This is a genomic window from Staphylococcus equorum (assembly GCF_029024965.1).
In the GTDB taxonomy this organism is placed as follows: domain Bacteria; phylum Bacillota; class Bacilli; order Staphylococcales; family Staphylococcaceae; genus Staphylococcus; species Staphylococcus equorum.
The window spans coordinates 15,428-28,553 of record NZ_CP118983.1; the positions used below are offsets into that span (position 1 = coordinate 15,428).

Consider the following 13,126-nt stretch of genomic DNA (forward strand, 5'->3'; position numbering starts at 1 on the left):
TTATAGAAAACCAAAGACCATCACTAATTAAACGCCGTTTTAAAATTTCATCAGGATTGCCTTCGTCTTTAAAAGGGGCCTCTTTTAATATAAGTTCTACTCTTTCATACCTAACTCTTTCAATGCCATCGTTTCATACGCCGATTCTCCTGATTCCATAGCAAACTCAGCGATAAACATTGGGAATACTGCATTGAGTTCTATTATATGCTCTTTCATTCGTGGCCATATTTCACCTCCAGCTTTACCGTATGCTGTTATAAGTTGCTCTAATCCTTCGTCGTCGAATACACGATGGTGTCCTATAAAGTCCATTGATGGGTCGGAGTGGGTTGCTTCAGTCCAGTCTATGAGACCTGTGACGTTTGCTTGGTTATCTACCATTATATGTCCTGGATGTAAGTCCCCATGTATCATGGTCGCATGTCGAGGCCATAGTTCGTCGTTTTCTAACCATTGTTTCCATCTGTTCCATAATTCATCTGATACGCCATAAGTTTCTTTAACTTTATTCATTCTTCTTTGAAAGTCATTTTTTATTTCTTGTATGGTTTTGATATTTATATGCTGAACGTTAATGTTTTCTTCTGGTATGTTGTGTAAATCTACGAGTGTTTCAGCTAATGTGTTAATAAAGTTTTCTGGTAATGGTTTGTGTTCAATTTCCCATACATAATTTTGTATTTCTGGATCTATTGTGGCTGCGGGTTTACCTGTAAGTTTTGGGTAAGCAATAAGGTCTTTTGCATGTACTTTCCACTTCGGTATTTCAAATGAAACATTCTTCTGTAAGAAGTCTACCGTTTGTTTTTCGGGTTTTGTTCGTTTATAAACGTCAGGTCTTCTTGGTAGTCTCAAAACCCATTCTACTCCATGTTTATCTTTTCCAAATGCAACTTGGAAATCAAGTCCCGATTCATTCAATGAGATTGTTTGAGGTTGGATGTGTAATTGATATTTTTCTGCACATTTAATAATTTCATTATGTCGAGTCATTTTATTGGCTCCTTATTTCTATTATATTTTTCTTGTGAACGTATTTTTTATATTGATATAAATGAACCTAATCTTCAAGACTTCGGGATATAGTGTATGAAAGTAATTTATGTTCTAATATTATAAATAATAATACTTCTTAATTGATAGTGCTGGGAATGGTTGTTTATTAATGATTGCAGTTCCTGAGCGTTATGAACACGTTGTTTTTATACCGAAGACATTAAAATTATACACTTTTAAATCACAAAAAATTTATAAATCATCGGTTATGTTACTATTGTTATTTACTTTATTATAATACTTTAAAGAAATATTTAATATAAATTAGTGTATAGTTTTTAAGTTATATCATGAATAGATTGTCCTGTTAATTCCCATTTTTTATCTGATACATGTTTAACAAACCTTGTATCATGTGATGTAAACAAAATGATTCCAGGATATTTATTCATAAACATTTCTAATGCTTCTAATGTTTTAATATCTAAAAAATTAGTTGGTTCATCCAAAATTAACATATTCGCTTTCGTTGAAAATAATACTGCTAACGATAATTTCGTTCTTTCCCCACCACTCAAAACATTACAAGAACGCTCAAGTGCTTCATTTAAACCCAAGTTATTTAAAATAGCTCTACTGAATGATTCTGATGAATCCGTTTCATCCATTAAATATTGCAATAATGAAACGTCACGCATGTCTTCATAAGCAAGTTGACGATAGTATGCCATTTGCACTTTAGGAGAACAATCAATTCCCTCTATTTGGTGGTAAATAGCTTCAAGTAAAGTTGTCTTACCTACACCATTTGCACCTACGAGTGCTATATTTTTGCCATATGGTATTTGGAAACGTACTTGTGTTAGCAGTTTTTGACTTCCTTTAACCAATGTTAGATTTTGTGCAATGATTGGATAATTATTATGGATATCATAAATTTTATTTTGTGGAAAATTGAATTCATGATAACTTTGTGGTTTTTCAACTTCTTCCAAATGTTCCATTCTTTTTTCAATATGCTTAGCTTGTTTTTGAGCAGCCTTCTCAACCGTGCCTTTTTGTTTTGATGCACTTAAACGATCTGGTGCTATACTTTTATTTTTTTGTTTTGATGATGCTTGTGCCATTTGTTGCGCTTGATTTCGTTTAGCTTTACTGGCTTGGGACAATCTTTGTTTTTCACTTATATACTGTTCATATTGACGTTGTTGTTCTAACTGTTCTTGTTCATATTGATTTTGATACTGTGTGTAATTACCTTTAAACACTCTTATTGTGCCATCTTCTTGTATATCCCAAATTGTGTCAGCAATTTGGTCTATAAGTGCTCTATCATGACTTACTATAATTAAAGTACCATAGTAATATTTTAAAATATTATTCAGATAATCTTTACCAATTTTATCCAAGTGATTTGTAGGTTCATCTAAAAGTAATATCGGACTATAATTTGATATGACATTAGCTAATTTATATTTTGCTTTTTCACCACCACTCATACTGTCGATTGTATGCATAGGTATATGGAGTTCACTCATTAAACTACCGTCTAACGTGTTAAAATCATTTTCCACATCCATGTTAAGCTGTTCAAAATATTGAATTTCGCCATCCGTTTCAACTGTTCCAGATTCTGGTTTTGTTTTTTGAGCAATCATATTTAGTAATGTGGTTTTGCCAGTACCATTACCCCCAATAAGTGCTATTTTTTCAAATTGGTAAGCATAAAGATGACCGATGTTAAGTGATCGTAAATCTGTCAATTTATGATTGATTTGGTTAAATTTAATTGTATATTGTTCCATATTTATACACTCCTTGTATATTTAAAGGACGTGTACGCAAAAAATGAGACAGGCTACTCCCGTCTCATTCACATTACACTTTCAAACACTTAAAGAATTATTACGATGTTTTAGTATTTGAAAGCGTTTATTATTCCTATCGAAGGATAAAAAATGACATAAGTCATCCTATGAGTGTGTATTGCGGACAAGCCTTTTTGAATTAATTTAATTTTGTATTCAAAAAGGTTTATTTGAGTCTCATAGAAGCTGTCATTTTAATCCTCCTTCATCGATAAAATAGTAATGTTAATATAACATTTTATTGGTTTTTTTACAAGAATCTTTAAATGTTTAACAAAGGTAGGCTCTAAAAATACAAATTGAGCCCACTATTTTTATTTAACACAGTCGTATTAAAAAATGTTAAACTTTAAATATGCCAAAAATAATTAATCACAAAGAAAAGAAAAAACAAATAATTCAATATGCTTTTGATTCAATTGTAGAAAATGGTGCCAAAGGATCTACTGTAAGACAAATTGCGAAACTAGCTAAGATGACGCCTGGACAAATTAGATACTATTTTCCGAATCATTCAGAGTTACTAAATGCTGTTATGTCTGCAATAGAACTAAAAGTAAGAAGGAAAATTGAAGTAATATTTACATCCGAAGACCTTAATGCAATTGACAAAGCAAAAGTAAGCTTGCTAACAGTATTACCATTAGATCAAGAAAGATTAGCTGATATGGAAGTTTGGATGGCGTTTCGCTATGACATACATGAGTATGGTCAAAGTACGCTTGACGATGGGTTAGACCAATTATGTCATAGTGTTTTAACTTTATTAAGCAATGATCATTTATTGAAAGATAATTTAAACATCCACCTTCATTCTATGAAATTACACGCATTAATTGATGGTTTAGCTCTTCATAAATTACTTAATCCAAATCAAACTTCAAATGAAGATATTCAATCAATTGTAGATGAAGAAATAACTAGGCTAACGCAATAAAGGAGGGTAACCCATGAACTTTATAGTATGGCTCATTATTTTTTGTGAAGTAGCCTTTTGGGTTGTTATATTACTCGGGTTGGTAACAAGATATATCTTAAAACAAAAAACACTAGGTCTACTATTCCTAGCACTTACACCAGTTATAGATTTAATAATACTTATAACAACAAGTATAGACCTCATGAATGGAGCAACAGCTGAAATCCCTCATGCTATAGCTGCGGTCTATATTTCAGTATCTCTTGTCTTTGGGAAAAGCATGATAAATTGGGCAGATGATAGATTTAGATATTATGTGATGAAACAAGGATCTAAACCTTATAAAGCTGTAGGGTTAGCTTACGCTAAAAACTATGCTAAAAGTTGGTTGAAACATTTACTTTCTTACATTATAGGAACAGGTATTTTGCATTTGATTGTTTTTTTAATTAATGATAAAAGTCGTACAGAAGCTATAGATAATGTTATTCATGTTTGGACAATTGTCATTATTATTGACTTAATCATTTGTATTTCATATTTTTTATGGCCACCCAAAAAGAAAGTAAATCATAATTAACAATTAATTTGAATTTATCTTATTATTCTAATTAATATCATTTATCTCTTTGCATTTATAAGAAATAGGTTATATAAAGAGGCTAATCATTTTATATAGTGATTAGCCTCTTATTTACATAATCAAATTTCATCTTAATAACGAACCTTAATTTCACCCAATTAAATCTCGTTTTTTATATCCAATATAGCCTAAAATTATAAATACAATGCTAATCATAGATAGAATGACAAAACTGAAGATATCAAAATTTTCTTTTGGCATTTGTGGGAGCCAATTCAATATAGCTGTTTTTGAAAGCCATTCAGGTAAGTCTAAAGTACCTCCAAAATAATTGAGTGCAAAAGTATATCCAAGATAAGCATAAGCTATTTTTCCAAGTTTGGGTGCCCACCCGAATGCAAGAGTAGCAAGACTAGTGAAAAATAATATAGCAGGTAAAAAATTATATCCAGCTGCAAGGAAATCAATAAGCTGCATTTCCCCATGACCTTCCATCACGTTTATTGCTGTCACACCTAGGCTAAGTGAAGCCACTAAAACACCTAATACGCTACTAAAAAATGCTAAACCAATATTAGTCCAATATATTCTACTACGCGTCACTTTAGTAGGGTATATTTGGCTAAGATGAAGTTTATTTTCTTCTGAAAATAATTTGTTAACAATTACAATCGGCAATATAGCAACTAAACTAACCATAACCACCATAATCGTGCTCGTAAATGATGTTTCAATAGAAACATTTGAAGTAGAAAACATTTGTTTCATCATTTCGTTACTTTCTAAGAAAGTCTGCATGTCTCCATAAATTGATCCATAAGCAATGCCCATAACCATAAATGCAACTAACCAACTGATGATAATACTTTGATTAATTTTGCATAATAAACCACGGATAGATAATAATGACTTTTTGGCATTCCTCTTTCCTTTTTTTTCAGGAATATAGCTATCTCCCATATCGCGTGCGCCTTCAAGCATAAATGCAATAATAACTACTATGATACTAAATATAAAAGCAATGGCAATCGGAAGCCAATTATTATCTGTAAAAGGGTAAGTGAGATATGTCCAACCAAGAGGATTAAAAATAGACAACTCAATGTTGGATACATCTGTGCCAGCACGGATAATATATAGCAAACCTACAATACCAAGAGACAATCCAATGGCAGATGATGAGGTTGGCATGATTTGAGAGACAACGAGAGCAATGCTTGCACCCATTACTCCTGCCATTCCAATTGTTATTCCAAAAAGCAGGGCACCTTGAAGAGAAATCGTTTCTGCATTAAAACTCACCATTACTGCAGAAATAAACATCGCTATTAAGCCATTAATTAACACTATTTCTATTATTGTAGCAAGTGAATTTGCTTGTCGACCTATTTGAAACGAGCGTACTAATTCTGTAAGCCCCAATTCTTCTTCCTTACGTGTATGTCCAATTATATGCAATATAGAGACTATCATCGCAAAAAGTCCACAAAATAATAACATTTCATGTGCATACATGGCGCCTAAAGTATAATCTGTTGCTGTCTCAATTGGTGTGGGACCTACCATAGAAATCATTGCAGGGTTTTGTAATGTTTCAAACATACCAATTAACCCTTTCCCTTGTGCTATCTCTTTAAAAGCTGGAACAAATCCTGCTGAAAACAAACCAATACTTAAAATCCATATAATCATTTTTTTCCAATCAAGCTTTAGATAATGCAAAAACAGTGTGTTCCAACCAGAAAATTTTTCATGCATATGAACTCAACCTCCTTTCCATTATTTAGCCTTCATAATGACGTATAAATAAATCTTCAAGTGTAGGTGGTGTAGATTCAAGTTTTTTAACACCCAATTTAACTGCTTCGCTTAGAATAGAATTAAGGTGTTTATTATCAGCAGAAAATGTCGCTTGATTATTGCTTTGTTTAAAATCAAATACGCCTTGTATTTCTGATAATTTAGCTACATCTTCTTCTGTTTCGATCATCAGCGTTGAACGAGTTAAATGACGTAATTCATCGAGTGTTCCAGTTTCTACGATTTCTCCTTGTCTAATAATAGCAACTCTATCTGCTAGACGTTCCACCTCACTTAAAATATGTGAGGATAGCAAAATAGATTTTCCAGTTGCTTTAATTTTTTCAACTTCTTCTTGAAATGTTACTTCCATTAATGGATCAAGGCCAGAGGTCGGTTCATCAAAGATGTATAAGTCGGAATCAACTGATAATGCTGCAATCAAACCAACTTTTTGACGGTTACCTTTTGAATATCCTTTAGACTTTTTCTTAGGATCTAGTTCAAAACGTTTAATTAACTCATCTCGTTTTTCTGTGTCTCCACTACCATGTAATTTCATGAATAAATCGATAATTTCTCCACCCGTCAAATTACCCCATAATGCAATATCCCCTGGAACATAAGATATTCTTTTATGAATTTTAAGACTTTCTTTCCATACATCTTTTCCGAATATTTCTACCTCACCTGCATCTCGTTTAATAACTCCTAATAGTGTACGCAAAGTAGTAGATTTTCCTGCACCATTAGGACCAATAAATCCTAAAACTTCACCTTTATTAACTGTAAAAGACACATCATTTAAAGCCTTGAAATCACCAAAGTTCTTTTGTAATCCTGTAATTTTCACAACTTCCCTCATAATAGTGAAGCCCCCTTTTGTAGTACTCGTTTCTTTTTTTAATACTTCCTTTTACTTATAAAAACTATTCTTTAATATTTGAGCGTAATCATGCCACTCTTTGAGATACTGATTACCAAAATCGGAAATATTTTCAAAAGATTTTATTTGTTGAAGTCCCTTTTCTCCAAAACCGGACATTGTCCAATTAAGAATTTCAATTGCTTTTTCGATATCAATATCATCACGAAATTTAGAATAGTCGATGTTAGCAAATATTTTTTGTCGTCCATTTTCATATATATGGTCAACTTTTTTCTCAATAATAGCTTTTACTTCTAATGATTCTTCTTGAATAGAATGTTTTAGAAAATCAAATATTTCAGGATGCTTTTGTTGAACATATAATTTTTGTAAACCAATATTCTCAATCCTATTAAATAAATCCTTCTCACTTAAATCAATTTCTCTATACATATTCTCTAAAATTTGTGTACTATAATTAATTAAATAAATATAGAGGTCTTTTTTACTATTAAAATAATTAAATAATGATCCCTTGGAAATATTCGCTTTTTTAACAATTTCATTTGTAGATGCCTTGTCAAAACCATTTTTCACAAATTCTTTGATTGATGAGTTAATAATCATTTTTTGTTTGTTCGTTTTCAAGTTATTAAATATAGTGTTAATAAAAATGCCTCCTTTTCATTCAAAATGACTACTTCGGTCATTTGGAGTTTACATCATATGACCAAAGTAGTCAATTTTTTACATAATCGATGATTATCAGAAGTTCCGATGATATAAATAAGCGCTACAAGTTATTCGACTTGTAGCGCTTATTTAATGAATATGGTCTTTTAAAACTATTATTAGCCACCAAACAAACGACTCCAGAAGCCTTTTTTAGGTTGTGTTTCTTCATATCGCGTACTTTCATCGCTTTTACTTTCATCTATATCCTTATGTTGAATCTCTGCTTCTTTTTCTTCTTCCTGGTGTTGATTAATATTTACAGAATCAGTAGTATATGTTGCTTCTTGTGCATCAACGTTTTGTCTATCGTTAGTAGATGTATCAAAGGAATAATTAAGGTGTCTCTCTTCCTCTAATTGATTCTCTAACTTTTGAATTTTTTTATTACTCTCTAATGCCAGAACTTGCTGATTCTCAAGCAATTTTGATCTTTCCTGCAACTCTTTTCTGTAGAATTCAATTGTTGTTTCATGACGACTTTCTTGTTTTTCAATTTGATCATTCAAAGTATCAATCTGATTTTTAAGGATTTCTACTATTTGAGTATCACTTTTGGATTCAACATTAATATTATCTGACTCTTTTTTTTGTTTGTCTTCAGTAGCACTTTCAAAACCATATTTCTTTTTATTTTCATTTACTCTTTGAATGATTTTTTCTATATCGGTATCTTCTTTAATAAACGAAGTGTTTTCCTGTTTTATTGTCTCTATATTCAATCGTTTAATGTTATTAAAAATCGTTTGCTTACTAACCCCTAATTCTTCACTCAACATTTTCACGCTTTTCATATCATCAACCCTTTATAAAATGTTTATCAACCCTTTATAACATATTATAAGCTTATCACGCTTAATAATAAAGTGATTGATAAGTCGAAAATATAAAACCGTCAACCCTTTTATCAAGTATTTGTAAAGGGTTGACGGTAGTTGTCAAGGGTTTGCAAACCCTTTATCAACCCTTGACAACACTACATTTTCCCTTTTATAAGCTTATTCAAAGTGCTATAATAACCTTAATACAACAAAAACCCCAACTACTGGTAATAGTCGGGGTTTGGTAATAAAACGTTGCAGCACGTTTATAAATATTTTGATATCTGTATTATATACAACTATATCATCAAAGTGCAAGCAAAAAATTTATGTGTTCTTGTAATGTTTTATTACCTCTATCCAAAATTTGAATAGGAAAGGGGTTTTTATTATGTCTAGAAAAAACATAAAAAATCAGGCCAGTCAAAATTTCTATATGCTACATAAAGTATTATTTATCAATGAAAAATATAAAAAGTTAAGTGATAGTGCAAAAGTTACCTATGCAATTCTTAATGATAGAGTAAGTTTATCTATTAAAAATAATTGGATAGATCAAAATGGAGATATATATTTTATTTTCACAAATGAAAATCTTCAAGAAGTGTTAGATAAAAGTAAAAATACAATAACCAAAATTAAAAAAGAATTACAAGAAGTGGGTTTATTAGAACAAGTTAAAACTGGATTTAATCGACCAAACAAACTATACCTTCATGAAATTGAAACAAATATAAATATTGAAAAAGAAATACAAAATAGCACTTCAAACAATGACGAATCAAGTGATAGCAAGGAATCCCAAATAATGGGAGTCCAGAATCCCAAACAATGGGAGCCCAGAATCCCAAACAATGGGAGCCCAGAATCCCAAAACTTAGACTCTAATGATACTGACTTAAGTAATACTGATTATATAGAGACTGAGAATAATGATACGAATGACTTGAATGATACATACAACAATCCAATAAACAATAATCATTCGGATCATACAAATCATCAACAAACCGAATTTAATAATGATGCGCTTAAGTTCCAAGTCCTCGAAGAATTGCCTCAACAACTTCAAGACTATTTAAGTAAATTTGAAATTAGAGAAATTCGGATTATTAAAAGTGTATTACTCAAAGGTAAAAAATCATTTAATAATGCACATGATACGTATTACCGTTTAGAAGATGTTGAGTTTGAAATTGTAAGTGTGTTGAAACGTTTTAAAGCGATGCTGCTACAAAAGAATGAAACCGTTGAAGCGATGCAAGGGTATTTAATGCAATCTATTAAAGCTGAATTCGAAGAAACACATGCACTTTATATGCGACGTCAAAACATGAAACAACATAATATCTTTAATCAGTAGATGTGGCGTGCTTTCACATTTAAATTAAGAGAACACCCTTTATATTATATGTAGCTAGTAAATAAAGGGTTACATAGGAGCAAACTATTTTAGGAGGGCGCGTATGGCGTTCTATTCTAGAGACTTAAAGCACACAGATATAGATATTTAAATGAATTATATGCTTTACCAGAAGTGACTCAGTATCAAACTTGGGGTCCTCAAAGTTATGAAGAGACTCAGCAGTTCATTAATGTGGTGTTAGATAAAGAATCCAATTGGATTTACAATGTCCTCGTTGATCCTGATACAGATAAAGTCATAGGGGCGATACAATTAGCCATAGATGAAGTGAACCAAAGTGCTGAAATTAACTTTATTGTCCATCCAAATTATTGGGGCGACGGCGTTGCGACGGATATCGCGAAAACAATCATCAAATATGCCTTTAAAGTACTGAAACTCAATAGAATAGGGGCAGCCATTGATTCAAACAATATAGCTTCCGGAATTGTGTTGGAAAAGTTAGGTATGAAACGAGAGGGCATGTTGAGAAAAGATAAATTAGTGCAAGATGAATATAGAGACACATTGATCTATGGTCTTTTGAGAAGTGAATACTAAGCGTTAATGTTTATACAAGTGAGGAAGAAAGAGAAGCACATTTAGTTATTGAAATTTGAAATTTTTAAAAAGCAAAATCATTACTTAAAAAAGGTTAGGAGTTTGATTTATGAGTACAAAATACAAGAGAACTAAGTCAGCTTTTATTGAGATTATTTCAGACATTGTATTTCAGATATTTGTATTTATTCCTAATATTTTCAAGTTAATAATTCGATTTTTTAAAAGCGTTTTTTGATAAACCCTAGCTTAAAAAGCAACGTTTTTTGATGTCTTTTTGCCCCTGCGGGAACTATAGCGTTCAACCGGCATGGTTGCCCAATTTTCATGTTAATTTTTAGATTTGCATGTAACTGGGCAATGTCTAAAAAATTTGCCACTGGTTTAGACCAAAAAATGTTTGTGAAATTAAAACATATTTATTTTGCTCATATTTGCGTTTTAAGAGCTTATGTATGCTTTTAGGTATAAAAGCATAGGGGTTATACCTAGATCTTTAAAATAACCCCTTAAAATTCGAAATAAAGGCATTTAATAATTTAATAAGTCTTGTGATGAAGTTTGGTGAAAAGGAGTGGTTTTATGACTGCTATGTGGTTGTCAATTATAGGTATGTGGTTTTGTATTGGTATGGCTTTTTTTGCTATTAAGGTCAGTAAAAATAAAAAGTAGAACCCGCATTTATGTTGAGAAGAGCCCTTAACTAAACTTGCAGACGAATGTCGGCATAGCGTGAGCTATTAAGCCGACCATTCGACAAGTTTTGGGATTGTTAAGGGTTCCGAGGCTCAACGTCAATAAAGCAATTGGAATAAAGTTTTTTCTTAAGAGAAAACTAAAAAGGTTGTATAGATTGTAGTAAAATAAGAGTTAAGGAGGTTTTTATGAATTCGAAGTTTAAGGTTTTTTTATATGATTTATTTATTTCATTTTTAGTTACGTTAATCATTAATTTTTCAGTATATTTTTTTAGTTTGAAATCTATAAGTTTTGATTTTTTAATCAAATATAAATTTTACTTTTATTGGTTTGTATTATTTTTGTTTGTTTTAGTAATACGTTTTTTTATAAAAAAATACATAGATAGATTGCAGGATGATATACCTAGAATAGTTATGGCTTCATATAATAAATGGTTTGTAAAAACTGATTATTTGGGCTTTACTTGGACTGTTCTTTTTAATTTTCTTTCCGAAAATTGGAAGAATCTTGATTTACAAAAATGTAAATTTGAAGATTTGGAAGAAGTTGAAATATGTGATGTTAAGGGACCGTATTGTCCTGATGATAAGAGAGAGATGAAAGTTACTAGAACTTATTTTGGGCGTTATAAATACAAATGTCCAAAGTGTAAATATAAAAAAAAATTACTTAAAAATCATATTACTTTAGTAAATGATACTATTGATGAATTTCGTTCTAAATTTAGATGATTTTTTGTTTTTTCTTGTCTTGATACTATATAGAAATAACTCAAAGATATTAAAGTGAAGACCTAATCTTATTTAGATTGGGTCTATTTTTTGTTTAAGTTTTGGGATTAGATTTTACAAATTTGGGAAACGTTGGGGGCTACTACGACCAACTTAACAACACAAAATACACTGTTGATTCCCAAAAATAAGGAAAATTATTTACGGAAATTAACTGTACATATTATAAAGATGATTTTAAACGCCTTAAGTTACTTTTATCAAAAAAGATACCTCGCTTAATAATAATATCTACACTGATAATTTTATTGAATATTGTATTATTAACACTTAATTTTACTTTTAAAAATTTTAATAGACCTCAAATAATTGCTTTCACTTTATTGGTTTTTCACTTTATTGGATTAGTAATATGTATCGATATAGTAGCTAAAATATCTGTGAATATTTTAGAGGATAATGCTAAAAAGTAATTGAAAATAGTCAAATCTATAAAACGAAAATTAAAAAGACTTTGTCTTTTTAATTAGTAAAACTATTATCTTTTATTGATTATTTAGTCCAAAAAAGACTATATAATCAATAGAAATTTATGATGCAAAATTAATTCGAAAGTAAGTATGAGGGATATTATGTTGCACAGGCTGTTGCACACGAGTAAAGAGCATAAGGGATATATGCCACCACTTTTTGTGGTGGGTCTGGCGAAGCCAGACATATCAAGGGTTTAAAGATTAACCCAGTGCCATCACTTTTTTTCTTTGTTGCACAGGTTGTTGCACCAATATATAGTGTTGTTGCACATCATGTTGTACCTATATATGGTGTTGTTGCACACATTGTGCAACATAGTAAAAACAAGAAAATAGTATTATTTGCATCAATCAACGAGTGGATTACATATATGTTTATTTGGAATTTTTTCTTTAATAATTTCAATAAAGTATAAAGGAAAACATAAGAATTTATTATCCCAAGTGGAGTAATTTTAAAATATCTTTAAGCTTTTTTATTAGAAATTGGATTGATTTGGTTAGCTCATATTAGTATGAATCGAACTGTCGAAAAGGGTCTTGAATATGCAATTGGATTTAATAAAACAACAATTCAAAAGTTTAAATAAAAAGGAGTTTTATT

General features: G+C 30.7%; 12 protein-coding genes and 1 pseudogene. 7 read left to right on the forward strand and 6 right to left on the reverse strand.

All coding sequences use genetic code 11. From position 1 onward, the window contains the following. Positions 1-96: 96 nt before the first annotated feature. Together PYW44_RS13210 and msr(A) are read right to left on the reverse strand one after the other, a co-directional pair. Positions 97-996: an Mph(C) family macrolide 2'-phosphotransferase gene (locus PYW44_RS13210; RefSeq protein ID WP_000196697.1), complete on the reverse strand. Its 900-nt coding sequence runs from the start codon at positions 994-996 to the stop codon at positions 97-99. Positions 997-1,337: 341 nt separating this feature from the next. Further along, entirely contained in the window at positions 1,338-2,804 is a 1,467-nt protein-coding gene (gene msr(A), locus PYW44_RS13215; protein WP_069820940.1) for an ABC-F type ribosomal protection protein Msr(A), read from the reverse strand. A gap of 418 nt (positions 2,805-3,222) precedes the next feature. On the opposite strand from msr(A), the gene PYW44_RS13220 reads away from it, so the two are divergent. Continuing rightward, entirely contained in the window at positions 3,223-3,804 is a 582-nt protein-coding gene (locus PYW44_RS13220) for a TetR/AcrR family transcriptional regulator (RefSeq protein ID WP_107517820.1), read from the forward strand. 13 nt (positions 3,805-3,817) lie between these two features. After that, positions 3,818-4,366 (forward strand): hypothetical protein, encoded by a 549-nt coding sequence (locus PYW44_RS13225; RefSeq protein WP_069819292.1) that lies wholly within the window; start codon positions 3,818-3,820, stop codon positions 4,364-4,366. A 153-nt stretch (positions 4,367-4,519) separates the two neighbouring features. Here the strand turns inward: PYW44_RS13225 and PYW44_RS13230 are convergent, their stop codons facing one another. The 4 genes from PYW44_RS13230 to PYW44_RS13245 all read right to left on the reverse strand — a co-directional run bounded on the left by PYW44_RS13230 (position 4,520) and on the right by PYW44_RS13245 (position 8,563). Beyond that, positions 4,520-6,127 (reverse strand): ABC transporter permease, encoded by a 1,608-nt coding sequence (locus PYW44_RS13230; RefSeq protein ID WP_069819293.1) that lies wholly within the window; start codon positions 6,125-6,127, stop codon positions 4,520-4,522. Between the two features lie 25 nt (positions 6,128-6,152). After that, positions 6,153-7,034 (reverse strand): ABC transporter ATP-binding protein, encoded by an 882-nt coding sequence (locus tag PYW44_RS13235; protein ID WP_056935283.1) that lies wholly within the window; start codon positions 7,032-7,034, stop codon positions 6,153-6,155. Between the two features lie 51 nt (positions 7,035-7,085). Continuing rightward, complete coding sequence (locus PYW44_RS13240; protein WP_236593618.1) at positions 7,086-7,685, reverse strand: TetR/AcrR family transcriptional regulator; 600 nt, start codon at positions 7,683-7,685, stop codon at positions 7,086-7,088. A gap of 203 nt (positions 7,686-7,888) precedes the next feature. Then, positions 7,889-8,563 (reverse strand): DUF536 domain-containing protein, encoded by a 675-nt coding sequence (locus PYW44_RS13245; RefSeq protein ID WP_115076074.1) that lies wholly within the window; start codon positions 8,561-8,563, stop codon positions 7,889-7,891. A 418-nt stretch (positions 8,564-8,981) separates the two neighbouring features. Between PYW44_RS13245 and PYW44_RS13250 the strand changes: the two genes are divergently transcribed. The 5 genes and pseudogenes from PYW44_RS13250 to PYW44_RS13270 all read left to right on the forward strand — a co-directional run. After that, on the forward strand, positions 8,982-9,953 hold the full coding sequence (locus tag PYW44_RS13250; protein ID WP_115076075.1) for a replication initiator protein A: 972 nt from the start codon (positions 8,982-8,984) through the stop codon (positions 9,951-9,953). 174 nt (positions 9,954-10,127) lie between these two features. Next, positions 10,128-10,556, forward strand: coding sequence for a GNAT family N-acetyltransferase (locus tag PYW44_RS13255; RefSeq protein WP_236593617.1), 429 nt, complete (start codon positions 10,128-10,130; stop codon positions 10,554-10,556). 884 nt (positions 10,557-11,440) lie between these two features. Continuing rightward, positions 11,441-11,989, forward strand: coding sequence for a hypothetical protein (locus PYW44_RS13260; RefSeq protein WP_107517809.1), 549 nt, complete (start codon positions 11,441-11,443; stop codon positions 11,987-11,989). Between the two features lie 742 nt (positions 11,990-12,731). Beyond that, complete coding sequence (locus tag PYW44_RS13265) at positions 12,732-12,938, forward strand: hypothetical protein (RefSeq protein ID WP_069813475.1); 207 nt, start codon at positions 12,732-12,734, stop codon at positions 12,936-12,938. A gap of 60 nt (positions 12,939-12,998) precedes the next feature. Then, positions 12,999-13,112 (forward strand): annotated as a pseudogene (locus tag PYW44_RS13270) (DUF4260 family protein); the annotation flags it as partial. Between the last annotated feature and the right edge of the window lie 14 nt (positions 13,113-13,126).

Excerpts from the sequence above, each read along its gene's own strand:
- PYW44_RS13210 (WP_000196697.1), bottom strand. The coding sequence starts at position 996 with ATGACTCGACATAATGAAATTATTAAATGTGCAGAAAAATATCAATTA.
- PYW44_RS13220 (WP_107517820.1), top strand. The coding sequence starts at position 3,223 with ATGCCAAAAATAATTAATCACAAAGAAAAGAAAAAACAAATAATTCAA.
- PYW44_RS13225 (WP_069819292.1), top strand. The coding sequence starts at position 3,818 with ATGAACTTTATAGTATGGCTCATTATTTTTTGTGAAGTAGCCTTTTGG.
- PYW44_RS13230 (WP_069819293.1), bottom strand. The coding sequence starts at position 6,127 with ATGCATGAAAAATTTTCTGGTTGGAACACACTGTTTTTGCATTATCTA.
- PYW44_RS13235 (WP_056935283.1), bottom strand. The coding sequence starts at position 7,034 with ATGAGGGAAGTTGTGAAAATTACAGGATTACAAAAGAACTTTGGTGAT.
- PYW44_RS13245 (WP_115076074.1), bottom strand. The coding sequence starts at position 8,563 with ATGAAAAGCGTGAAAATGTTGAGTGAAGAATTAGGGGTTAGTAAGCAA.
- PYW44_RS13250 (WP_115076075.1), top strand. The coding sequence starts at position 8,982 with ATGTCTAGAAAAAACATAAAAAATCAGGCCAGTCAAAATTTCTATATG.
- PYW44_RS13260 (WP_107517809.1), top strand. The coding sequence starts at position 11,441 with ATGAATTCGAAGTTTAAGGTTTTTTTATATGATTTATTTATTTCATTT.